21 protein-coding genes and 2 pseudogenes are annotated in these 23,206 nt (G+C 69.4%); 4 read left to right on the top strand and 19 right to left on the bottom strand.

Going from position 1 to position 23,206, the window contains the following annotated elements:
• Positions 1-5: 5 nt before the first annotated feature.
• The 9 genes from AC5WRT_RS35180 to AC5WRT_RS35140 all read right to left on the bottom strand — a co-directional run bounded on the left by AC5WRT_RS35180 (position 6) and on the right by AC5WRT_RS35140 (position 6,160).
• Positions 6-1,106: a YVTN family beta-propeller repeat protein gene (locus tag AC5WRT_RS35180; RefSeq protein ID WP_496098148.1), complete on the bottom strand. Its 1,101-nt coding sequence runs from the start codon at positions 1,104-1,106 to the stop codon at positions 6-8.
• Between the two features lie 497 nt (positions 1,107-1,603).
• A complete protein-coding gene (locus tag AC5WRT_RS35175) occupies positions 1,604-2,305 on the bottom strand; it encodes a DUF2254 family protein (protein ID WP_496098149.1) in 702 nt (233 codons plus the stop codon).
• A gap of 259 nt (positions 2,306-2,564) precedes the next feature.
• On the bottom strand, positions 2,565-3,128 hold the full coding sequence (gene amaP / locus AC5WRT_RS35170) for an alkaline shock response membrane anchor protein AmaP (protein ID WP_496100940.1): 564 nt from the start codon (positions 3,126-3,128) through the stop codon (positions 2,565-2,567).
• Entirely contained in the window at positions 3,125-3,661 is a 537-nt protein-coding gene (locus AC5WRT_RS35165) for a DUF6286 domain-containing protein (RefSeq protein ID WP_496098151.1), read from the bottom strand. The genes amaP and AC5WRT_RS35165 overlap by 4 nt, the downstream gene beginning before the upstream one ends.
• Complete coding sequence (locus AC5WRT_RS35160) at positions 3,658-4,071, bottom strand: Asp23/Gls24 family envelope stress response protein (protein ID WP_496098152.1); 414 nt, start codon at positions 4,069-4,071, stop codon at positions 3,658-3,660. The genes AC5WRT_RS35165 and AC5WRT_RS35160 overlap by 4 nt, the downstream gene beginning before the upstream one ends.
• Positions 4,071-4,238, bottom strand: coding sequence for a hypothetical protein (locus tag AC5WRT_RS35155; RefSeq protein WP_496098153.1), 168 nt, complete (start codon positions 4,236-4,238; stop codon positions 4,071-4,073). Before AC5WRT_RS35155 ends, AC5WRT_RS35160 begins: the two co-directional genes overlap by 1 nt.
• Positions 4,239-4,306: 68 nt before the next feature.
• Entirely contained in the window at positions 4,307-4,672 is a 366-nt protein-coding gene (locus AC5WRT_RS35150) for an Asp23/Gls24 family envelope stress response protein (protein ID WP_496098154.1), read from the bottom strand.
• Positions 4,669-5,145 (bottom strand): Asp23/Gls24 family envelope stress response protein, encoded by a 477-nt coding sequence (locus AC5WRT_RS35145; RefSeq protein ID WP_496098155.1) that lies wholly within the window; start codon positions 5,143-5,145, stop codon positions 4,669-4,671. Before AC5WRT_RS35145 ends, AC5WRT_RS35150 begins: the two co-directional genes overlap by 4 nt.
• A 616-nt stretch (positions 5,146-5,761) precedes the next feature.
• Positions 5,762-6,160 (bottom strand): LmeA family phospholipid-binding protein, encoded by a 399-nt coding sequence (locus AC5WRT_RS35140; protein WP_496098168.1) that lies wholly within the window; start codon positions 6,158-6,160, stop codon positions 5,762-5,764.
• A 297-nt stretch (positions 6,161-6,457) separates the two neighbouring features.
• Between AC5WRT_RS35140 and AC5WRT_RS35135 the strand changes: the two genes are divergently transcribed.
• Together AC5WRT_RS35135 and AC5WRT_RS35130 are read left to right on the top strand one after the other, a co-directional pair.
• Positions 6,458-7,003: a TerD family protein gene (locus AC5WRT_RS35135; RefSeq protein ID WP_496098169.1), complete on the top strand. Its 546-nt coding sequence runs from the start codon at positions 6,458-6,460 to the stop codon at positions 7,001-7,003.
• 100 nt (positions 7,004-7,103) lie between these two features.
• The gene (locus AC5WRT_RS35130) at positions 7,104-7,688 is read left to right on the top strand and encodes an Rv1733c family protein (RefSeq protein ID WP_496100939.1); all 585 of its coding nucleotides are present in this window, start codon (positions 7,104-7,106) and stop codon (positions 7,686-7,688) included.
• Between the two features lie 32 nt (positions 7,689-7,720).
• Here AC5WRT_RS35130 and AC5WRT_RS35125 read toward each other — a convergent pair whose 3' ends face one another.
• From AC5WRT_RS35125 to kdpF, 3 genes and pseudogenes are all read right to left on the bottom strand, one after another.
• Positions 7,721-9,118 (bottom strand): amino acid permease, encoded by a 1,398-nt coding sequence (locus AC5WRT_RS35125; protein WP_496100938.1) that lies wholly within the window; start codon positions 9,116-9,118, stop codon positions 7,721-7,723.
• Between the two features lie 379 nt (positions 9,119-9,497).
• Positions 9,498-10,010: pseudogene (locus AC5WRT_RS35120) on the bottom strand (potassium-transporting ATPase subunit KdpA); the annotation flags it as partial.
• 8 nt (positions 10,011-10,018) lie between these two features.
• Complete coding sequence (gene kdpF / locus AC5WRT_RS35115; protein ID WP_496100937.1) at positions 10,019-10,135, bottom strand: K(+)-transporting ATPase subunit F; 117 nt, start codon at positions 10,133-10,135, stop codon at positions 10,019-10,021.
• Here kdpF and AC5WRT_RS35110 point away from each other — a divergent pair.
• A pseudogene (locus AC5WRT_RS35110) lies at positions 10,134-10,295 on the top strand (flotillin family protein); the annotation flags it as partial. The gene kdpF and the pseudogene AC5WRT_RS35110 sit on opposite strands and share 2 nt — an antisense overlap.
• A gap of 869 nt (positions 10,296-11,164) precedes the next feature.
• Here AC5WRT_RS35110 and AC5WRT_RS35105 read toward each other — a convergent pair.
• The 3 genes from AC5WRT_RS35105 to AC5WRT_RS35095 all read right to left on the bottom strand — a co-directional run bounded on the left by AC5WRT_RS35105 (position 11,165) and on the right by AC5WRT_RS35095 (position 16,787).
• Entirely contained in the window at positions 11,165-13,603 is a 2,439-nt protein-coding gene (locus AC5WRT_RS35105; RefSeq protein WP_496098159.1) for a SpoIIE family protein phosphatase, read from the bottom strand.
• 67 nt (positions 13,604-13,670) lie between these two features.
• Complete coding sequence (locus tag AC5WRT_RS35100) at positions 13,671-16,133, bottom strand: SpoIIE family protein phosphatase (RefSeq protein ID WP_496098160.1); 2,463 nt, start codon at positions 16,131-16,133, stop codon at positions 13,671-13,673.
• Between the two features lie 294 nt (positions 16,134-16,427).
• Positions 16,428-16,787: a hypothetical protein gene (locus AC5WRT_RS35095; RefSeq protein WP_496098161.1), complete on the bottom strand. Its 360-nt coding sequence runs from the start codon at positions 16,785-16,787 to the stop codon at positions 16,428-16,430.
• A 223-nt stretch (positions 16,788-17,010) separates the two neighbouring features.
• Here AC5WRT_RS35095 and AC5WRT_RS35090 point away from each other — a divergent pair, with 223 nt between their 5' ends.
• A complete protein-coding gene (locus AC5WRT_RS35090) occupies positions 17,011-18,114 on the top strand; it encodes an AI-2E family transporter (protein ID WP_496098162.1) in 1,104 nt (367 codons plus the stop codon).
• 531 nt (positions 18,115-18,645) lie between these two features.
• On the opposite strand, the gene AC5WRT_RS35085 is transcribed toward AC5WRT_RS35090, so the two are convergent.
• The 4 genes from AC5WRT_RS35085 to AC5WRT_RS35070 are packed head-to-tail and all read right to left on the bottom strand — an operon-like array spanning position 18,646 to position 22,668.
• The gene (locus AC5WRT_RS35085; RefSeq protein ID WP_496098163.1) at positions 18,646-19,689 is read right to left on the bottom strand and encodes an NAD(P)-dependent alcohol dehydrogenase; all 1,044 of its coding nucleotides are present in this window, start codon (positions 19,687-19,689) and stop codon (positions 18,646-18,648) included.
• A 25-nt stretch (positions 19,690-19,714) separates the two neighbouring features.
• Positions 19,715-20,989 (bottom strand): cytochrome P450, encoded by a 1,275-nt coding sequence (locus AC5WRT_RS35080; RefSeq protein ID WP_496098164.1) that lies wholly within the window; start codon positions 20,987-20,989, stop codon positions 19,715-19,717.
• Positions 20,990-21,049: 60 nt separating this feature from the next.
• Positions 21,050-22,453, bottom strand: a complete 1,404-nt coding sequence (locus AC5WRT_RS35075; protein ID WP_496098165.1) for an NAD(P)/FAD-dependent oxidoreductase — start codon at positions 22,451-22,453, stop codon at positions 21,050-21,052.
• Positions 22,450-22,668, bottom strand: a complete 219-nt coding sequence (locus AC5WRT_RS35070) for a ferredoxin (RefSeq protein WP_496098166.1) — start codon at positions 22,666-22,668, stop codon at positions 22,450-22,452. Before AC5WRT_RS35070 ends, AC5WRT_RS35075 begins: the two co-directional genes overlap by 4 nt.
• Positions 22,669-23,206 lie beyond the last annotated feature (538 nt).

The raw sequence follows: 23,206 nt of genomic DNA, 5'->3' as shown, positions 1-23,206 counted from the left end.
GGGCCTCACCAGCTGGCGAAGAAGTTGATGACGTACCTCTTCTCGGCCCATTCGCGTGTGGTGCGGATCCGCCCGCCGCGCAGGTCCGGCAGGGAGAAGTCCGGCAGCCGTCGGCCTTCGGCGGGGTGGGCCGTTGCCGGCCGGCCGCCCGGCAGCCACGGGCGGTCCACCACGGTCAGGGTGCCGCTGCCGGCGTTGGACACCAGCAGCCTGCCTGTGGCCGGGTCGGTGACGCAGTCCCCCGGGCCGTTGCCGACGGTGATGCGGTGGCTCTCCGCTCCCGTGCGTCTGTCGTAGACGCCGACGGTGCCCGCGCCACGGTTGCACACGTACAGCAGTCGGCCTCTCTCCGTGGCGTGCAGCCCCACGGGGGCGCGCTCGGTGGGCATCCGGGCCACGACCCGGCCGTCGGAAGCGGAAAGCACGACGACGGTGCTCGGCAGTGACTCGGCCACGTACAGGAGGTTCCCACCAGGGACGACCTCTGCCTTGCACGGCCCGTCGCCGACCGCCACTCGCCCGAGCGGCCGCAGTGTCGCACTGTCGAAGACGGTGAGGGACGCCGAGAGGAAGTTGGTGCAGTAGGCGCGTCCGGTGACGGTGTCGACGGCGATGCTCCCGGCCCCGAGTTCCGCAGGGACGGTGCCGATCACCTCCAAGCGGTCGGCGTCGATGGCGGTGACCGTGCCCGCAGCGGTGTCGCCGGAGAAGACGCGACGCCGTACGACGTCGTGTCCCAACCCGGCGGGGTAGGCCCCCACCCCGATCTGCGCCACGCGCGCGCCGGAGTCCGCGTCCAGCACCGTCACCGTGTCCGAGCGTGCGTCGGCGGTGAACACCCGGCGGGTCGGTGGGTCGAAGACCACCGGGATGGGTTCGGTTCCGACCCCGGCCCGCCACGTGACCGCGCAGCGGTCCAGATCCACGGCGGTCACCGCGTTGTCCCGGCTGCAGGCCACGAACGCCCGGCGTGTGCCGGCATCGACCGCGATGGCCTCCGGCCCCGCGCCGACCCGTACGTGTGCCAGGACCCGGTGCGTGACGTCGGCCCGGCAGGCGGCGCCCTCGACAACCTCGTGCGCCTCCGCCGGCCTCTTCTCGTCCATGCTTTCAGGAGTCCCCGGCGCAGACCGGGGAAAACGCATCTGCACCACGTGACACATCCGGCTTGCGCTGTCTCTCGGACCGTGAGAAGCCGGCTGACCCGTGTATCTGACCCGTACATCGGACCGAGCCGGAATCGGCCCGCGGACGACGGCCCGCGGAGGTAGATCGCCGGCGGCAGCCGGTCAGGGGGAGACGGCGGGCGGCCCGCACGCCGACGTCTTTTCCCATTCCGCCGGACTTCGGCAAGAACATGGGTCCGATACGGGCTGCCATTGCCGGACACATGACGGGACCGGGACTACTTCGGGGGACGTTGGCGACGACAGCGACAGGAACGGCGAGGAAGCGGTGATCGCCCGGGTCAGCGCGCAGGACGTACTGATCAGCACGAAAGACAGCCTGCTCGTATGCGTATCTTCTGGCACGGTGCCGGAAGTACCGGACATCTTCGCCGCCGAAGTGCGCAACGCCGTCGTGGAACAGTGTCAAGTGGCCCTCAGCCGCTCCCGCCGGGTCTCCATGAGTGTCCGCGGCCCGCCGCGTGCGTCTTCGAGGCCGCCGAGGGCAGCGGCCACCAGCCCGGTGATGGCTGCCCGGTCCAGGCCGCGGGCGGCCGGAGCGATTCCGCCAGACGGGCCCGGTCTGTTTCGTCGTCGCCCAGAACCCGGTCGATGGTGTGCTCGGCGTCCTGGTGGACGGCGACCAGCATGACCTCCACCCGTAGTTCACGCACCAGATGGGAGAGGAAGACGACGAGACACAGGACGCTCGCCAGCGCGAGGACGAAGGCCACGCTGACCGCCAGCTGGGGCACGAACTGCTTTCCGGAGCCGTCGCCGGTGCGTACCGTACGCAGAACGGTGAGCGCGTAGGTGAACGCCGTCAGCAGCAGGGCCAGCGTCACCTGCACATGAGGATCCGTGGAGAAGGTATGCAGCAGACGGGGCGAGTACTGGCTGCTTGCCATCCGGAGCGCGACGACCGTGAGGGAGAACGTCAGTGCCGTTACCGTGATCAGTGAACCGGCGATGGTCTGGAGGACGGTACGGGCGGCCTCGGCACCGCCACCGAAGAGGAGTGCAGTGACGCGTGGCGGCACGCTGCAGCCGAGGCGTCGGTCGAGTTCCGGCAGGCCGACTCCGGCGGCAACCGCCAGGGCGACTCCCAGGGCCGGCAGCGGCCACAGTCGCGCGCGCAAGGCTCCGTGAATGCGTCTCACCATTACCCGCCAGGTTCCTCCGGGCGGACAGCCAAGAGAGCAATGCTCATGACCTGTGGATCGGGCTCGGGAGGGGTGCCTCGCGGAACACGGAGGGCGTACCTTCCCGGTGATCGACTTCTGGTCGTCGAGTAGGCCCGCGTTGCAGCGCGGGTCGCGGTGCCTGACGGCTCGCGCTGCGAGCCGTCGCCGAACTACAGGGCAGCTACCCGGGTCCTCACGGCGGGACGGTCCCTGATCACCGACTCATCGTGCCGACGTGGAGCCAGACCCGGGCGGGTAGTTGCGGCTGTTCGAGGAAGTCCCTCAGATGCTGGAGCGCATCCGACTCGATCCTCTCCAGTGTCGTGCGCACATCCGCGGCCGCTGAAAGGGTCACCCTCACCTTGAGGTGCGGATAGCGGGCACTGTGCGTCAGCCGGGCATGAGCCTGACGGACACCGTGGTAAGACTCGATCTCGTCCTCCAGTGCCCCGGTGACGGCATCGGCGCTGAGTGTGGTGGCGCCCTTGCTGCGGTCCGCCTCGAGAGGCAGGCTGCGTACGTCATCCGGTCTCAGCTGAGCCATCGCGGCCATCAGGCCGAGGACGACGACGAGCGCGCCGATGAAGCCGATCAGCGGCCACACCCACGGTGTCATGGCGGCGTAGTGGCGTTCCGCGGCGGTGAGAAGAGACGCTGAGGGGCCTGCCGTACCCAGGACCCCCAGGCCATACAGGAACGCCAGAACACCCCCGGCCAGCAGACCCAAGCCGATCACGGCGAGGGCGACGCGGTTGGCCCTGTCGAGGTGCCGGATCATGGCTTCCCCCTGGCTGTCCGTACCTTCACGGTGATCTTGTACGAAGGGGCGGGGCGGATCGCCTCCAGCCGCTCACGAGTGGCGTCCGCGATGCGTTCCCGCATGTCCTGTCGCTCGCGCAGGGGGGTGGTGACCCTCACTTTCACCCGGCGGCCGCGCAACCTCACGCGGTGGTGGTCGACTCCGTCCACCTGGCCGACCGTCCCGTCGACACTGCGGCGCAAACCCCGCCTGGTCAGCAGGGCGCGGGTGCAGTCGTTCGTGCTGTCCACGCGCACGGCCCGCGGATGACCGCGCGACAGGGCAGCCCACAGAAGGAACATCCCGGTCAGAGCGGTAGCGACTGCCACCGCCATGATGGGTCGCTCACCCCACTGGTTGCTCTCGAGCTCGGTCGTGATGGCACGTTGCGGCCAGACCACCGGGGAGTTGCCCGTGCCGACCGCCACCACGTCGATGGCCAGCGCCGCGCCGGCCGCGGTGATGATCAGGGAGATCAGGGCGACGAGGATCCTGCGTGGGACACGCCTCATCGCACTCTCCGGGTGGGTTGAGACGGCGATGGGAGGTGGGTGACGTCGATGTCGACATGGTCCACGCGCAGGCCGGTCAGGTGCTCCACCCTTTCGATGATGTGCTCACGCAGCCGCCGGGTGGTAGCGCGGGCTGGGCACGGCCAGACGAGGTAGACCGTGACGGACAGGGACGTCGCCTGTCCACCGACCCAGGCAGTCACGTGGGACGTGCGCTCCGTGCCTTCACGGCCAAGAGGCATCCCGAGCAGGCGCGGAGCGACACCCCCGACGCGGCCGGCCTCCCGTACCGCCAGCGCGGCGATCTTCTCCACCACCCGTTCGGCGACGACCGTGCGCCCGGGGCCCTCACTCGGCGCGGGCCGGTCGAGCTCCGAGTTGACGGCGGGACCGGTGCTGCTGCCGCTCATCAGCGACTCCTCGACCGGTGGGTACCGGCGCGGTAGGCGTCACGGGACGCCTTCAGATCGAATCCGCCCTCGGCGATCCAGCCGACGAGCAGGCCGATCAGTCCAAGGCACAGAACAACGAAGAAGGGGATGACGCCGCCGAAGGCGCCGGCGAAGCCCAGTGCCACGCCGAAGGCAAGACCGAGAGCAGTGGGAGACGGATACACAGCACACCTCGAAAGAAGATCCTGGGGGTTCAACGAGCGGATTCGCCCGCCGGGGGGCCGTCGAGGTCAAGATCCTCGACGACCACGTCGACCGTGGCGCCCGGCGCCGCAGCGACGACGGCGTCCCTCACCTGAGCAACGATTTCCGGGATCGAGTGGCCATACCAGGCGACGACGTGCACTCGAACCGCCCTGCCGGACACTTCAACGCCGGGTACTCGCCGTCTGGGCAGGTAGGCGGACGCACCGAACGGCCCGGCAGTCACTCGGCTGACCAGTCCGCAGCCAGCGACCGCATCGGCAATCCGCCCTGGGTCGAACTCGCGGCCGTTCCCCGTCATGCCGCAGTTCTCGGCGGCAGCGTCGCTGTCATTGCGGACAGGCGGCTCGTTCACTGCACCCGGGGGCCCGTTGACGCACCTTCTTCTTCCTCGGACTCGGGCAGATGGACGTCGTCGACCGCGATGTTGACCTCCACCACCTCCAGGCCGGTCATGCCCTCGATGGACTTGATGATGTTGCGCCGTACGCCGTTCGCCAGGTCGATGATCGAGACGCCGTATTCACAGACGATCACGACGTCCACCGCTGCCTGTGTCTCCCCGACTTCCACGGACACTCCCTGGGTGACGCTGGGACCGCGCGACCCGGGAATGCGCTCACGGACGGCTCCCACAGCCCGCGATCCACCGGTGCCCAGGTTGTAGACACCGTCGACCTCGCGTGCGGCTATGCCGGCGATCTTCTGCACCACCGCATCGGCGATGGTGGTCTTACCGTGTTCCGTCACCAGATCCCCGCGCCCGTCACCGGACCGGTTTCCGGAGGGCCCTGTCCTCGACGTCGACTCTGTCGATGAAGTGCTCATTGCCTGGGCTCCTAGATAAAGAGAGATCTTCAGTCCCTTTATGTCACGATATGACGGCCTTGGCACCACGGCTTCCTCCGGTCAGGACGCCACTCGGCAGATGAAGTTGATCCGCTGACCCGTCTGCGCCTCACACGGGGAGCCTGCCGTGACCCGCTCTGGGGTAAGGCGTCGGGTCCACCTCGCGGGTACTCGCGCTCGTCGGCGATCGGCGGGCCGATCAATCGTGGCCCAGGCCCTGTGCCGGGACACCGCCGCCCTGTACCGCTACCTCAACCACGGCCTGGGGGCGGTCAAGGGCGATCCAGATGTGTGCCGCACGGTCACCCGGACCTGACGCGACGGAGCGCCGACCGGCTGCCTGTCTCTGACGGCAGGCAGTAGGAGCGGGCCACCGCGAGGAAACAAAGGACCGGCAGCACGAGTGCGAGCAGGCCGGTGCCGAGGAGGCGGCCGGTCCGGAAGCGGCCGGCCGCACGGGGAGCCAGGACGCCCCTGGGGTCGAACAGGACGGTGACCCGTTCGCCGACCGTGGTGCGGGCTTGGCACCCGCGTCGTTCCGCGCTGGGGACCGAGCGCCTTTGCACGCACAGGCGGCGCAGTGTGGGCGCTGCGCCTACTGGCAGCCTTCACCCGGCAACGTGCCCGTGCTGTTCAGCTCCCGCCCGCCGACGGTGCCTGTGACCTTGACCTGCGCGGCCTGTCCGTTCGATCCGGGGGCCTGCGAGATCCGGACGGGGCCCCCGTTGCCCGCGAGCCGCGTAACCACGCCGGTCAGTGCCTCGTACGACAAGGTCAGCGTGCCCGTGGCGAGGTTCGCCTCGGCGCTCCGCGCGGCCAGGGAGGTCACCGTCACGCCGTGCAGGTCGAGCCGGAGGTCCTGGACGGGAAGGTAGCCACCCTGAGCGTTGCTCGTGGTGTCGATGGTGAACTGCCTGGCCGTCAGCTTGACATGGTCGAAGTTCTGGCTGAACGCCTGGGTCAGGAAGGGGAAGCCCTCGATCGACACGCCCAGGTGGCCGTCGGTGGTGTTGCTGTAGTCGTACTTCTCCGCGGCGAGTTGGGTGGCCTCCTTGTCGGCGCATGTGAATCCCCCGTGTCATCTGCCTCATGCGGAACGCGGCGCGTTCGGGTTCCGATCATGCATGATCGGCGGACCGGGCAACAGCCGTGCAGAGGGGAGGACGGGTCCACCACCTTCATGACCGGCAGGTCGACGTGGATTCGCGTCGGATGCGCACCGCCAGGGAGGCATCAAAAGGCCGTCAGAAACGCATACTTGATTCTGCGGGGAGCTCTCGTGGTGAACCTGATGGGGAGTGGCACGGTGAGTGGTGGGGGCGAGGGGCTGGGCAAGGTCGGGGTGCGGCTCAAGTGGGACCCGAGCCCCCTGGGGGAAACGCCCCGACATCTCGACATCATCGCCGCGACGTACGCGGTGCACACCCCGTACGGACGGCCGGTGTACGTGGTGCACCACGACAGCCGGTCACCGGACGGCACCATCAACATGAGCCGGCACAGTCGGACCGGCATGGGTTTCGGGTTCGTCGAGGTGGTGGTCCTGGAATTCGACCGCCTGTCGGACGTGTACGGGCGTGTGGTGGTCGGTGTGGCCATCCACCAGGACGGTGGGCCCCGACCGTTCCGGGACATCGCCAACGCCGGGGTGGTCGTCGTCCATGGGTACGAGCAGTTGCTCGTGGACGACTTCTCCCAGGTCGCCGACTCCACAGCGGCGACGGTCGCCGAGTTCACCCGCGACTCCTACGGAGCGTGGGAGATGCGCGGGATGGTCAGGGGCTTCGACACCGACCCGGTGCTCTTCACCGAGCAGATGGGCAGCCGGCAGCACTGATTGCTCTCCGGGGGCTTCTCGATCAGCGGCGCTTTCCCTACCGTTCCGGAGGACACTGGAAACAGGTGCTGGTGCTCGTGGGGGGTGTCGGCTCGTGGCGATGAGACCCGTTCGGCGAAGATCGCTCCGTGCAAGGCTCTGGCGGTTCAGGCGCAGTCCGCTTCGCCGGGTGAGCGATGTCGTCGAGGCGTGGCTGCTGCTCATCGCGTGGGTCGTGGGGGTACTGGGGGGTGCGACCGCCGGCGTGTTGGCCGCGATGGTGGCGGACCGGGGCTTCGAGGAGGAGCGATCCGGGCGGCGGGAGGTCGTGGCGGTCCTCGTGGAGAACGCCCGGGATGCGGTGTCTGGTCACGCGGACGTGAGCAGGGCCAGTGCGATGGTCCGGTGGACGACGCCCGATGGCCGAACCCGCACCGGCCGGACAACGGTGACCGCGCACAGCCGGGCGGGGACCCGAGTGCCGGTATGGACGAATGCGCGGGGTGACCTGGTCTCGCAGCCCGCGGAGGAGTCCGATGCGGTGGTGAGGTCTTCCTTCGTCGGCGTTGCCGCGACCGCGGTTACCGGAGGCGTGGCCTGGGGTTCCGCGCGAGCCGCCCGTGCCCTGCTGGACCGGCGTCGGATGAGGCAGTGGGCGCTGGAGTGGGAGCGCGTCGACATCCGGCGGGGTGGCAGGACCGCCTGATCCGCCACCCCGGGGGCTTGCGACTTCTGGGTTCAGGCAGCTTCCGCCTGGGCCTCGACGTCCTCGATGCCGGTGGGCCGACCGGCCCGGTTCCAACGGACGTACAGACCTGCGGCGATCAGCAGCGTGGCCAGCAGCGACAGCACCGGCCAGCCACGCAGCAGGTTCACCAGCAGGGTGAACGCCACAGCCGCCGCGGCGACCCCGTTCAGCCAGGCAAGTGCGGGCTTGCCCTCGGTGCGGGCGAATCGGGTCATGGCGAGCAGGCCCACCAGGAAGCTGACGAAGACCGCAACGGCGTAGAAGAGGACGAGTTCCTGCTCCTGGCCGGCCGCCGCGACGATGATGAGCGCGGCGGCAGCGAGGTAGACCGCCACGGACCAGTACGGCGTGTGGTGGCGGTTGGTCCGGCCGAGCACCGGCGGCAGCACGCCGGGCTGCTCGGGCGTACCCGACAGGGCCTTGAGCAGGCCGGGGCCGGCCTGGAAGGAGGAGCTGGCCGCGGCGAGCAGCAGCAGCGAACTGGTCAGCTGGAAGGCGTCATACAGCCAGCCCGGACCGGCGGCGGCGTGGGCGATGTCGGCGATCTGGGTGGAGTCGGCGCCAGGGATGCCGATGTGCAGCTGCACCGCGAGCGCGGTCAGGGCCAGGGTGAGGCCGCCGACGATCACCACCAACAGGGCCAGGGTGCCGCGGCCGAAGCGGCGGCGGTGGGTGTCGTCGAGCTGGCCGAGCTGGGCGATCGCGGTCGAGGGGGCCTCGATGCCGGTGGCCAGGGCCATCGCGACCGGGAACGCCAGTACCACCGCGAGCATTGCCGAGTGCCCGGGGCTGGCCGTCGAGGCCGCGTGCCCGGTCGTGTGGGGTGCGGCGAACCCGAGGATCAGCACGGCCACGGAGACCACGACGAACGCCACGGTCATGAACGCGAACAGCAGCCTCCCGCCATGCCCGAACCAGGTCAGCCCAGCGACCACGAGCAGCAGCACCAGGGCGAGCGGGATGCGTATGGGGGCAAGCGCCGGGAACAGGGCTATCACCGCGCTGGCGGCGGCCGCGATCGAGATGCCGATGGTCAGGACGAAGTCGACCACCAGCGCGCCGATAGGCAGGAACGTCCAGCGCGGCCCGAACGCCCGTGCCGCGGCTGCGGCCGCACCGCCGCCCTTGGGGAAGCGGCGTACCAGCTGCCAGTAGTTGGCGGTGACCACCACGACCAGCCCGATCACCAGGCTCATCGTGGGCAGCAGCAGGGCCAGGTCCCCGTGCAGGGCGCGCAGCGCCGCCTCGATCGCGTAGGCGACGGAGGACACCGGGTCGGCGATGACCGCGAAGGCGAACGCGAAGAAGAGGACGGAGCGGCGCGGGGTGCGTCCGCGCAGGGCAACGGGGGCCGCCGGGTTGACGGCGGCCTGGCTGGTGGCAGGCACGTGAAGGCCTCTCGTAGAAATGGAAGAGACTTCGCCGACCAGACTTCCCGGCACACCGACGACAACAGTACGTCAGGAAGGCATCAGTGCACCATCAGCGGGGCGTCAAGGATGCGTCAAAGCGACTGGGTAACTGGCGCTTCCCGGGCTGGGCCACCAGGCATGTGCCTATCGTCATGGCATGCGAGGACGCATCCCAGCCATGAGGTCGGCCCCCTCCGGTGGTATGGCGGCTGCGGACGGGACCGTAGTCGACAGGCGGTGGGTCGGCGACATCCGGTCGGCGTGTACGTGCACGGCCATGAGCCCGGGAATGCTGTTCGTCATTGATACCTGGGCGGGAACGCTTGATCCGGCCCGGGCTCTCATCTGGTGCTCCCGCGGTCACCGAGATGGGGATGAGGACACGGATGGTGCCGCGCACCAGGTCGGCCCAGAAGTTGCCCAGCTCACCGGTGCGGGAGCGGGCGAAGCCGCGCACCGGCGCGACCGCGACGGCGATGCCGACTGCGGCGGAGACGAAGTTCTGCACGGCCAGGCCCATGGTCCGGGTGACGACTGCCAGTTCGTGTTGGACACAAAGGAGGCGGCCGTGTTGAACGCCTGGTCGGGACTGATCGGCTTGAAGCCGAGCGAGACCGGCAGCTTGTCCTGGACCCGCTGGAGCAGGTACAGGAACAGCACGCTCACCGCGGAGAAGGCGAGCACGCCCCGCAGGTAGGCGGGCCAGCGCATCTCGGCGTCCGGGTTGGCGCCGACCGAACGGTAGATCCACCGCTCGATGCGCAGGTGCTTCTTGGAGGAGTAGACGCGGCCATGCAGGACGGTGCACCAGGGCGAGCGCGCCGATCAGAGCGGTCACCAGGAGCACGTCGGCAAGGACGGGGCTCATGTCTGTTGTCAGAACCTCTCCGGGAAGATCAGGGCGAGGACGAGATAGCCCAGCAGGGCGACGGCCACGACCAGGCCGACGATGTGCTCGGCGGTCGGGCCTTGACCAGCCTCGACGCTCGTCATCAGCCGCTACAAGGTGGCCGGACCGAGCGAAGCGTTCATCGTCACCGGTCGGCGCGGCAAGAAGGCCACCGATCCGGAGACCGGGAGGGTCTTCACCGACGAGAGCGGGCAGAAGGTCGTGGTCGGCGGCGGTGTGTTCGTCGTGCCGTTCGTGCAGCAGAATCCGCGCCGCGTCGCGGCCTGCTCGCCGAGAGCGCGACGCTCTTCCAGTTCCTTCCGGGTCAGGCGGCGTCCGGTGACGGAGACCAAGCCGGACTCCGCGCGTATCCGCGCAAGTACTCCGTCGTTTCCGGCTCTGCCACTACGTCCTTCCGCCCCTCTTGCCGCACTGCTGACGAATTCTTGACGGTCCGCGGCTCAGGGAGAGTAGCCGATGCTGCCGCTGGCTCCGCACTGCACGGCGAATGGCGCCTCGCTCCCCAGGCGTTCCGGGTTGTCCCCCATCGTGATCGGCAAAGCCACAACCGTGTTTGGACCGACGCCCACCACGCTGAGCAGCTGCGGTGCGTGGCGTACCACGCGCAGGGCCAGGCGGTCCTTCAAGTCGTGGATCGGCTCGTGAGCTGTCCGATTCGCTGAGTCAGCAGAAGCAGTGTGATGCGGGTGGCCTGCAGAATCGCGTCTTCACCGCCTCCGCCGTTCTTGCCGTCGTCGGCGAGCCCTGCGCAGACACGAAAGCCTGCGGGTGTGGCCCCGCCACGGGACAGGACCCACCGAGTCTCCCCACACCGACGGCATCTCGACCCGAGACCGCAGGCTTTGCTCGGTCCCACCTCCGGAGTAGTTCCGGCGGCGTCTGCCGGAGTCGCCTGAACGAGTTGCACGGCCTGACCCAGGTGATCGCGGTACTGCCGTTGCACGCGGCCTGGTCGGGGATGACGTCGTACGACGTGGGCAAGCCGCGCCCGCGCATGGACCCGTGCCGCACCTTCCTGCATCCCAGCTCGCCTCCCGCGCCCGGACGGCCGCATGACGGACATGCCGGAGCCGCCTACGGCTGCAACGGAGTGAGATGGCCACAGGAAGTGATCAGTGGGCGCGCGCGATGGGCTGTTCGGACCAGATGGTCTTGTGGTTCTGGCCGTGGCGGCAGCCCCAGCGCTCGGCGAGTTGGGCAACGAGGAACAGGCCGCGTCCACCCTCGTCGGTGGTGTGAGCGCGGCGCAGACGCGGTTGGGCACTGTTGGAGTCGGTGACCTCGCAGACCAGAACGTGCTGGCGGATCAGTCGCAGCAGGGCCGGCGGACGACCGTAGCGGATGGCATTGGTGACCAGTTCACTGACGATGAGCTCGGTGGGGAAGAGGAGGTCGTCCAACCCCCATGCGGTGAGCTGGCGGGTCGCCCACTCCCGGGCGTCCGAGACAGCAGCCGGATCGGCCGGTATCTGCCAGTGGGCGGTGTCCTCGGCGGGTACGGCGCGGGTGCGTGCCAGCAGCAGGGTCGCGTCGTCACGCGGTGCTTCCTCCACCAGACTGCCGAGGAGGGCCCTGCCGGTCTCCTCCAGCGCGCGGTCCGGGCGGCAGGAGGTGGCAAGGGCATCGGTCAGCCGCTGGAGCCCGTCGCAGACGTCGTATGTGACTTGCTGGACCAGGCCGTCGGTGTAGAGCGCGAGGACGCTGCCCGGCTCGAGGTCGATCGTGGTGGTCTCGTACGGCATGCCGCAGACGGCGAGGGGCGGCCCCGGGAGTATGCCGACGGCTTCGGCACTCCCGTCGGGCCGCACGAGCACGGGCGGCGGGTGCCCGGCACTGGCCATGGCGCAGCGTCGGGTGACCGGGTCGTAGACCGCGTACAGACAGGTGGCGCCCATGACGTCGTGGTCGCCGGGGGGGGCTTCCGCCGCGAGGCGCTGGACCAGGTCAGCGAGACGCGTGAGCAACTCGTCCGGCTCCAGTTCGAGATCGGCGAGGGTCTGGATGGCAGCCCGCAGACGGCCCATGGTGGCACTGGCGGGTATGCCACGGCCGATCACGTCTCCGGCGACGAGGGCCAGCCGGAGAGCGGGCAGGGGTATGGCGTCGTACCAGTCGCCGCTGGTGCCGCCCCCACGGTCTGTGGGCAGGTAGACGCCGGCGGTCTCGGCTGCCGGAGTGTCGGTCGTGGCCGGGGGAAGGAGTCTTTGCTGCAGGGCCATGGCCGCTCTGTGCTCGCGCGTGTAGCGGCGGGCGTTGTCGATGGCGAGTGCTCCCCGTGAGGCGATCTGCCTCATGAGATCCACCTCGTCCGCGATGAACGGTTCGGACGGACCGGTGCGCCAGACCACGATCGCGCCGAGGGTGACGCCGCGGGCGTGCAGCGGTGCCACCATCACCGCCTGCACGTCGTGCGGGAGGAACTGCTCGGCCGCATGTGGGCCGCCGATCAGGGCGACGTAGTCGTCCCGGTCGTAGACGACCGTCTCGCCGTGCTGGAAGCGGCGCAGGAGGGGGTGGTCGGAGAGGGATGGGACGAGGTTGCCGCGCTGGATGCCGGGCGGCCAGTCCGCGGTGGCCGGCGCCAGGGCCGCGTTGCGCAGATGCGGATCTCCTCCACCCAGCCGCTCGGCGGGTTCGTCACCGTCGAAGACGGCTTCCGCAAGGTCGACAGCCGCGAGATCACCGAAGGCGGGTACAAGGACGTCCGCGAGATCCTGGGCGGTCCGCACGACATCCAGGGAGCCCCCCACACGCTCGGCGACCGCATGGGCGAGATCCAGCTGTCGGCGGGCTCGCAGTTGGCCGGTGTCGTCTATGTACAGGGCTGCGACTCCTGCGGGGTGTCCTCGCGCGTCCTCCAGTCGGAAGGCGGACAGCGACAGCGCGTGCCGCCGCGCCGGATGGTGTCGCCAGCTCACTCGCTGGTTCCTGTGGATCACCGGGACGCCCGTCTCGAGCACCTGCCGCAGTACCACTTCGATGGTCTCGGCGTCCTCGGCGCACAGCACGTCGCTCAGTCGGGCGCCGGGCTGTATGGGACGACCGTCGGGAGTGTCCGGCATGGCGTTCGTCTGCACGGTGGTGAGATCCGTGTCGTGCAGGGCGATCGTGATCCGGTTCTGCGCGGACAGTGCGCGCAGGAGGGCTGCGCCGTGCCGGTGGTCGGCGACGTGAGGGGTGGGGGCTGCGAGCACGAGGAAGTCCGCCGAGCCGCTCACCCGTGTGGTCCGGAATGTGACGTCGATCGTGTTGCCGCACTGGTGTCGCAGTCGTACCCGGCCGGTCGCCGGCACGTGTGCGGCCCTGCGCGGGTCGTGCGGGAGGTCGGCCACGAGCTCCTGCACGGGGCGGCCGTGGACCTCGTCGGCGCAGAACCCGGTCAGGTCCTGTGCTGTGCCGGTCCACCCCACCACCGTGCCCCGATCGTCGAGCACTGCCGCGGCCAGACCGTCGAAGGCGGGCGGCCGGCCGCCGGGGCCGGCGCCGAAGACGCTCGTCGCACCTCGAAAGGCGCCTGCCGGGTCGGCGATTTCAACATCCGATGGGTCCATGTCTCTGGCTTTCATTACGAGGTTCAGCGACTACGGCAGATGGGGATCCTGTGGCGGCGGTCGGCGCTCAGCGGGCACCTGTTGGGGACGGAAGGTCCTGTTCGGCCCAGACGACCTTGCCGTCTGTTACGGAGCGGAAACCGCACCTGCGCGACAGCCGACCGACCAGGTGAAGGCCGCGGCCGTGCTCGTCGAGATTGCCGGGATGGCGGGAGCGTGGCTGACCGGTGTTGGTGTCGGAGACTTCGCAGGTAAGCACCCGGTGCTGGATGAGCCGTAGGCGGATCGGGCCGTCGCCGTGGCGGATCGCATTGGTGACCAGTTCACTGACGAGCGACTCCACGGCCGTCACCAGCGGCTCCAGACCCCATTCACGGAGTTTACGGGCGGCCAGACGCCGGGCCGTCGGGACGGTGACGAGTTCGTTCGGCAGATCCCAGGACGCGACTTGGGCGGGTGGCAGGGCGCGCGTCCGCGCAAGGAGCAGGGTGACGTCGTCGGTCGGTGCCTGCGCCGACAAGGTCTCCATCGCCCGCGAGCACAGGTCCTCCAGGGCGGCACCGGGCTGTGCCAGGGCGGCGCCCAGACGCCGCAGGCCGACGTCGATGTCCTCGCCGCGGGACTCCACCAGGCCGTCGGAGTAGAGGGCGAGCACGCTTCCTTCGGGCAGTTCCAGTTCCACGGACTCGAAAGGCACCAGGCCGAGACCGAGGCCGAGCGGGGCTCCGGCCGGCAGGTCGGGGACGGTGACCCCGCCCTGTGCGTCGACGACCAGGGGCGGCGGATGCCCGGCCCTTGCCAGCGTGCACCGTCGGGAGACCGGGTCGTAGACGGCGTACAGACAGGTGGCACCGACGACCGCGGGAAGCCGGTCGGTGTCGTCGGCGTCCTCGTCGTTCAGTCGCCGGACCGTGTCGTCGAGGTGCGCCAGCAGTTCGTCCGGGGGCAGGTCGAGGTCCGCGAGCGTGCGCACGGCGGTGCGCAGCCTGCCCATGGTCGCCGCGGCGTTGATGCCGTGTCCCACCACATCGCCGACGACCAGGGCCACCCGTGCGCCGGACAGCTCGACCACATCGAACCAGTCGCCCCCCACGCCGTGGTCCATGTCGGCGGGCACGTAGCGCGAGGCGACCTCGACGGCAGCACCGCCCTGCACCCGGTGCGGGAGCAGGTCGCGTTGCAGCGTGAGAGCGGCGGTGCGCTCGCGCGCGTACTGGAGCGCGTTGTCCAGGCAGAGCGCGGCCCGGGTGACCAGTTCCTCGGCGAGGAGCAGGTCGTCCTCCTGGAACGGCGTCTGTTCCACCGAGCGGCCGAAGAGCGCAAGTCCCAGCACGCAGCGCCGGGCATGGATGGGGACGACCATCAGCGAGTGGACGCCGCTGTCGCGTACCTTCTGCGCACGCGTCGGATCGTGGTCGACCCAGGGGCCGGCATGGGTGTCCAGCACCGGTTCCAGGTGAGACCTGCCCGTGCGCAGGACGGCGGCGAACGACGAGCTCGGGGGGACGTGGATCACCTCTTCACGCACCGCCGGCAACTCCAGGACACCCTGGTCGACGGAGGCCACCCCGGCACGGCGCAACACAGGGCGGCGTCCGCTCGACGTGCCGATCCGTGCGGCGGGCTCGAGTCCGAACGGAACCGACTCCACCAGGTCGACGACGACGTGGTCGGCCAGCAGGGGCACGGTGAGCTCTGCCAGTTCCTGGGCGGTCTGCATCACGTCGAGGGTGCTGCCGATGTGCGTGCTGGCCTCGCTGAGGATGGCGAGGGGCTCGCGCGCCCGCTTGTTTCCGGTGACGTCCACGGTCATGGAGCACACGCCCAGTGGCGTGCCGTCCGCGCCCTGGAGACAGAAGAAGGAGGCGGAGAACGCATGCTCACGGGGCCGGTCCGCAGGCGGCCACGCACGGTACTCGTGCACCGTCGTCGTGCCGCTCTCCAGCACCTGCCGCATCACGACCTTGAGCGCTTCGGCCTCGACGGCGGGCAGTGAGTCCTTCAGACCGCGCCCGAAGCGTCGGTGACGAGGCACGCCGTCGTGCCGCTCCATGGCGTCGTTCACCCAGACACAGCGCAACTGCGCGTCATAGACGACGATGCCGATCGGGGCTCGGGCAAGGAGCGACTCCCGCACCGTTCCCCCGGTCGCCCCCGAGGACAGAGATCCTATGTCCGTCACGGACACCAGCCACCGGGTGCCGGCGTCCTGCCCCCGCAGCAGCGAGACCCGCAGCGTCATCCTGAGCGTGTGGCCGTCGCGGTGGCGTATCGCCACAGTGCCGGACCAGCCGCCCCGAGCACGGCACTGCTCGGAGAACGCGGAAGCCCTGCGTGCGTCCTCGGGAGGCGGCAGCACGTGTACGGCGGACCGGCCCACGACCTCCCCGGCCGTATAGCCGACGAGCTGCTGGGCGGCGTGCGTCCACCCCACGACGATGCCCTCGGCATCGATCATCGCTATCGCGGCGTCGGGCACCTCAGGGAGACTCACCGGCTCGGCAAGGAGGGTGTGGTCAGTGTTGGTCATTCGCGGTCCATCCCATCGGTGCGGAAGTAGGAGCGTCGGCCTGTGGCCCGGCGACCCCGTGTGCAGCGGTGGTGAACGGCGATGCCCCGGTGAGCGGCACACGGTGCGGCATGTGTCATATCAGAGCAATTCGCCCCTTCCTGATGAAATCATCAGATGTAATGGCTTGTACGTCAAGCCCCTCATAGATGATCGAAAAATCAGATGCCGGGGCTCCAGGCGGCATTCCATGTGAACGGACGGGTAGCGGGTTCCGCGGAGCATGCACGGCGGGTGGGAGCGGCTCCCCGAGGCTCAGACCACCCGCCGGATGGCGGCCCACCCTGGCGGTCGCCCGGCAGACTGGGCGCCGGGGCGATACCGGGGAACCCATACCCGCAGCGCCCGCGGACTGATGCGGCACCGCACAGGAGTCGGCAGGCTGACGCCTTCGCCGTCCAGCCCGGCGGGGAGGGCCGGGGCGTCGGCGTACACGACGACGTCGTCGGGCGTGGCGAGACGGGTGAGGCCGTGCGGTTGCCCGCTGCGCAGCCTCGTGGCCGTCTCGGCGGGCGTCTCCGCCCTGGCGGTCAGTACGCCGAGCAGGCCGGAGTCCAGGTGCGCACGCCTGCCGGGCCCGGTCGGATCATCCACTTGGTAGGGGTTGTTGCTCACCAGCACGGCATCCGGCCCGTCCACGATGATCGGCCCGGTGCGGACCAGAACGCCCAGGCCATGACAGACGCGGCAGCCTCGGGGGGATCCGTTGGGGACGGCCAGCATCTATTGCTGCAGCCCAAATCGGACGGGGTCACGTACGACGGTGCCGGGAAATATCGCCCACCGGGCGAAGAGGACTCCTCGTTTTCCCGTGACCGGGGCTGGGCACCCGGTGCCCATGGCGACGCGTCCGGTTCCGGTGCGAACCATCCTCGCCACCATCGGCCTGGTGCTCGCCACGTACGTCGTACTCGAGCTGGTGGTCCAGGCTGGCCGGGTGCTGATCTGGGCGGTCATCGCGTTGTTCCTGGCCGTCTCCCTTCATCCGGCGGTCGAAGCCCTGCAGCGACGGGCGCCGCGGTGCCGACGGTCGGTGGCCGCCTTGCTGGTCTTCCTTGCCACGGCTGCGGCCGTTGGCGCGGTGGTCGCCCTGTTCGTCATCCACCTGGCCCAGGAGGGAAGCCGGTTCGCCGAGCGTCTGCCCGCGATGATCAAAGACGCCCAGGCCGGCCGCGGGCCAGTAGGCAACCTGCTGGAGCGGACACACGCTCTGCAATATGTCCAGCACCATCAGGCGCAGATCCACGCGTTCGCCACCGGGCTGAGCACGCCCGCCATGAAGTTCCTCCGCGGTGCCGCGAGTACCGCGGCAGGCGCTGTCACGATCTTCGTGCTGTCCTATCTGATGGTGCTGGAGGGCCCCAAGGCCATAGACCGGTCCCTGGCCCTCCTGGACGAGGCGCCCGCGGCCCGCATACGCCGCGTCGGAGACGCGTGCGCCCGTACCGTCAACGGCTATCTGACCGGGAACTTGCTGATCAGCGTCATCTGCGGGCTTCTGACCTACGTCGTGCTGCTGGTTTCCGGAGTGCCGTTCGCCGGCCTGCTGGCCCTCTTCGTCGCCGTGACCGACCTCATCCCCCTGGTGGGAGCCACCATAGGAGCCGTCGTCGCCTCCGCAGTGGCGTTCGTCCACTCCCTGCCAGCCGGCATTGGGGCCATCATCTTCTTCATCGTCTATCAGCAGGCCGAAAACCACCTCCTGCAACCGGTCATCCTGTCTCGGACGGTGAAACTCAACCCCCTCACCGTGCTGTTGGCCACCCTGATCGCCGCCGAAGTCGCCGGAATCCTCGGTGCCCTGCTGGCGATTCCCGTCACCGGCATCATCCAGGTCGTCCTCGGTGACATCTGGGCTCACCGCGGCGGTCACTCACCGGGACTGCCGACACGGACAGACAACAGCCCCGAGAACGGCGACCGTTCCGACGCCCCCGAGTAACAGGCTGACGGGATCCGGCAGCCCAAGCGCAACAAGGAGTTCGCTCAGGTCGACGACTGCGTCTTTCTCCGCCAGGCGAAAGAACGTTGACAGGCAGACACAGTCAGTGTTCGAGCGGGCCCTGGACGTCGGGCTGACCGAACACCTCGGCTGCCGCTGCGGTGGTCACCGGGAGGGCTTCTTCCGCTTCTCCGGCTCGACGGAACGTGAGTGCGGCCCTGATGAATGTGCCGAAGCCCGAGACAGCCCGGCCAGGTTGGGCGCGCCGCACGACGCCGACGTCGCCGTCATACCCGCGCCCACTACGATGCGCGCGAAGTACCTCCGCCGGCCGACGGCCCGCGGAGGTGCGTGATGTCGCCGTGACGCCCAGGGCAATGGTCGCGAGACCCATCCGGCGCCCGGTCGGTCCGGCTCCGCCGGTCCGAGCAAGCTCCTCCGTCCTGCGGGAGCCCGGGTGCGTTCTCGCCGCACCATCCGATGCCGACGGCCGAGCACAGTCGTGGTGTCCGTTCCGGTTGGCGACGGCATTCACTCATGGGGGGTGACGACTGCGCGTCCTTGGATCCTGCCGTCGTGCAGGAGCTGGTAAGCCGCGTCGGCGCGTTCCAGGGGAAAGTGCTCGACGAGCACCTTGATCTTTTCCAGCTGGGCGAGGGTGATCACATCCATCAGTTCGGTGAGCGAGCCCCAGTAGGGCGAGGCGACCGAGCACTCTTGCGGCGGGCTGGAGAAGTCGACGGGCAGGGCTCCGCCGCCGAGTCCGACAATGGTCAGGTGGCCGAGGACCCTGGCCACCTGAGCGGCCATCCGCAGCGTCGGGTCGATGCCGACCATGTCCAGCACGAGCTGGGCGCCCTGTTGCCCCGTCATGTCCATGATACGGGTCACCGCCTCGTCACCCGAGAGCAGAGCCTCGTCGGCGCCCATGCGCTTGGCGGTCTCCAGCTTGCCGGCGTCGGTGTCCACGGCGACGACGGTGGTCGCCGCGCTGAGCGCGCGCAGAATCTGGATGGTCATCTGGCCCAGACCGCCGACCCCGATCACGACCGCGGTCGAACCCGGTCCCAGCAGGTGCAGCGACCGCTTCACGGCGTGATAGCTGGTCAGCCCGGCGTCACTGAGCGGGGCGGCCTGACGGGGATCAAGGGTGCTGAGCGGAATCAGGTAGCGCGCCGCCGGGACCAGAAGGTACTCGGCCATGCCGCCGTCGTGTCCACCGCCGAGGCCCGGGCCCTGCCCACCGAGGTTCTGGCAGTAGTTCTCCTGGCCCTGGCGGCAGTTGGAGCAGATGCCGCAACCCCAGGAGCCATAGACGATCACAGGGTCTCCCGGCTCGAACCCGGTGACGCCCGGTCCCAGCCGTTCCACCCATCCCGCGTTCTCATGGCCGAGCGTGAAGGGTGGGGTCGTGAAGCCGGGCAGCGGTCCGGGCACCTGCATGATGTGCAGATCGGAGTGACAGGCACCGGCACCGGCGACCTTCACCAGGACCTGCCCCGGGCCGGGCTCGGGCACCGGCACCTCGCGCAGCTCGGGCGGTTGCCGCCAACCGACGAGTTGAAAAGCCCGCATGGCGATCCTTTGTACGCACCTCGGTTCAGTCGCGGATGCCGTCGATGTCGACGAGGACATGCCGCGGTCCGCGGAAGATCTGGTTGTGCCGGTACGGCGGCGGGTCCTCGACCAGCCGGGGGTTCCGCACCCGGCGGACGAACTCGCCGACCGCGATCTGGACCTCGAGTCGCGCGAGCGGGGCGCCGAAGCAGAAGTGGATGCCCTGGCTGAATCCCAGGTGCTGGTTGTCGCGGCGTTCGAGGTCGAGTTCGTCGGGGTCGATGAACCGTTCCGGGTCACGGTTGGCCGAGCCGTACGCCAGGAAGATCGGCGCTCCCTTCGGGATGGTGGTGCCCGCGATGTCGATGTCCTCCACTGCGGAGCGGGTGTGCCAGAACTGCACCGACGACTCGAAGCGCAGCAGCTCCTCCACCGCGGGCACGATCAGTTCGGGCCGGTGGCGCAGCTTTTCGAGCGCGTCGGGGTGGCGCAGCAGGGTGAGCACGCTGTGGGCGATGAGGTTGACCGTGGTCTCGTGTCCCGCGAAGATCAGGAGCAGGGCGTTGCTCGCGAGCACGCCCTGGGACATCCGTTCCTCCGGACCGTCCTCGTTCACCATCGCCGAGAGCATGCCCGGGCCGGGCTGCCGGGCGTACCGGTCGAGCAGATCCGCTGCGAACTGCCCGAACTCCTGCACGGCCTGCCGCCCCCCGGCCAGCCGGCCCTGTATCTCTTCGGAGGCGGCCTCGGGACCGAAGTCCAAAGCGTCCAGGGCCGTTTCGATCCAGTGGTGGAAGCGTGGCTCGTCCTCCAGTGGCACGCCCAGGACCTTGCAGATCACGGTCACCGGCAGGGGGTAGGCGAAGTCGTCGACGGCGTCGATCCGCCCCTTGTCCCGCATGTCGTCCAGGAGCCCGGCCACGATGCGATGGATCTCGGGTTCAAGGTCGGAGATCAGGTGAGGGGAATGGGCAGGGCCGACGAAATGCGGCATCATCATCCGGCGGTCCCGATCGTGCTCGGGTGGATCCTGGGTGATGATGTTCGGCTCCAAAGAGATGACCGCCTCCGTGATCGGCTCGGCCTCCGCCTCCGCCGATCCCTCGGCCGGGGCCGCGGCCGGAACCGGGCACTTCCGTGGATCCGAACTGACCCGGGGGTCGTGCAGCAGCGTGACGATCTCCCGGTAGGTGCTGACGACGTAGGTGCCGTCCGGCTGCCGCGCCACCGGTGTCTTGCGCAGTTCCTCGTAGAACGGGTACGGATTGGCGCGGTTGGCGTAGCGGAGGGCCTGCTGCCAGGGGGTTTCCTCGACCACTAGGCTCCCCTCCTTCTCCTGTCGATGCTGTCCGCCTACAGGCTCGGCCCGGCGAGCGCGTCAGTGACGCCGGGGCCGGAACTCGGCCGTCCGCTCGCTCGGGGCGTGTCCGGTCAGGACGACGTCGGGGGCCGCCGTCGGGGCTCTCGGGTCCGGGAACTCGGCAGGCACCGGCTTCATGTCGGACGGTTGGTCCCAGCCCGGCGGCGGGGGCGGGAACGGACCGGATCGCTCGATCAGCTTCCCGTAGTACTCCAGCCACTTTCCGTGATCGAAGGCGACGGCCGCGACGATGCGACCTCGGTGACCGTAGGCGGCGGCAAAACGGCGCTCCTCGACAGACCCTTGGGTGAAGACGATCTCGTCACCGAAAGGCGGCACGCCGACGGACTTGATGTTCACACCGAACTGACCGGACCAGAAGCCGGGCAGCAGCAGATGCGGGCGGTAGTGGGGTTCGAGGTTCACCATGTTGTGCGCGGCGACCTCGGCACCGAAAACGGCGTTGTCCCAGTGCTCCATCGCCAGGAACTGGTACTCGTACAGCACATGCGGCGCACGCGCCACGTCCCCTGCCACGTAGACGCTGTCGGTCACCACTCCGTTGATGTCGAAGGCACGACCACCGGCGTCGCACCCGACACCCCAGAAACCGGCCGCCAGCCCCGAGCCCTCCAGCCACTCCACGTTGCGGATCGACCCCAACGAGGCCACCACCACGTCGGCGTCGACGTTGGTTCCGTCGGACAGATGCGCACGCCGCACGTGCCCGCCCGAGTCGCCCTCCAGTGACGACACACCCAACCCGCAGCGCAGGTCCACACCGTGATCGCGCTGCATCTGCGCGGCGATCTCGCCGATCACCCCGCCGAGCGCGCCGACCAGCGGCGCCGAACCCCGCTCGACGACGGTCACCGGAATGTCGAGCTCCCGGCAGACAGAGGCCACTTCGGAACCGATGAACCCGGCGCCGATGACCAGGACCCGCGACGGCGGCTCGGCCAGCCTCTTCTGCAGCTGTGCAGCATCATCGCGCGAGCGAATCGTGTGGACCCCGTGCAGGGCGCCTTCGTCCGGGTTCGGCCACTGCCGCGCGCGGGTGCCCGTGGCGATCAGCAACCGGTCGTACGGCACCTGCTCCCCGTCGGCCAGGCGCACCCGCTTGGTGACCCGGTCCAGCCCGACGGCGGCCGACCCGAGCCTCCAGTCCGCATCCACTTCTCGCATCCGGGGCAGCTTCGTGTGGTTGGCCGGCACCCAGCCCTTGAGTACCTGTTTGGACAACGGCGGACGGTCGTAGGGCTCGTGCGGCTCGTCCCCGATGATGGTCAGGGAACCGGTGAAGCCCTCCTCGCGCAGGGTCTCCGCGGCCCGCAGCCCGGCCAGAGAAGCGCCCACGATGACGATCCGGCCGCTGGCCCGGAACTCCCGCACCAGCTCTGCGACCGTTGCCCGCAGAGTCATGGCGCCTCGCCCCGCTTCGTGCCGTCCAAGCGGTCGATCGCGATCGCCTGCACCGGGCACGCCGCAGCCGCTCGCTCGACCTGCAGGCGCCGCTCGTCGTCGGGGTTCGGCTCATAGGTGAGCGCCTCCTGACCGTTCAACCTGAAGACCTCGTGCGCCAGGTACACGCATTGCGCGTATCCCTGGCACCGATTCAGGTCCACGACGATCCGCATGGGCAGACTCCTTCCGCTTTTCCTCCGCCCCACGGCGACCATCGACCCGCTCGTGCAGCCTCGGCCATGAAAGCGATGGGCCGGTTTCTCAAGCGTCCCGTCAGGGCGATCGGGCCGGAGGCCCCACCCGCCGCCCCGGCCAGGCCATCGAATGAGCAGGTTCGGTTCGCTGCGCCGCCTCCTTCACGGTGACGCTTGTCGGCTGTGAGCGTGGGTGTAACCAGAGGGAGGCGCTGATCGACGGGGTCGGCATCAGGGTGTGCCCCGGTCATCACGCCATAAAAAAATACTCGTCCCGCCTTCCGGCGATCGCAAACCCGCCACTGCGGCGAACTGGATGCATCCGTGACATCGAGCCCTCACTCCCCGGGCCGGGGTGATCTCCGGGCCGCTGAAGCCACCGATCACCAGGCCCCGCTCCGGCCGCCGTCCGGCCGGTCCGACCGCGTCCTGGCGCGTGCGCCGGGTGGACACACGCTGCCGCTGCCAAGGCAAGGAAGGCCGCCGTGCCGGCGGGCCGGCGGGCCGGCGGGCCGGC

It is taken from the genome of Streptomyces sp. NTD91 (genome assembly GCF_059510455.1).
This window is presented reverse-complemented; position numbering and strand designations above follow the sequence as displayed.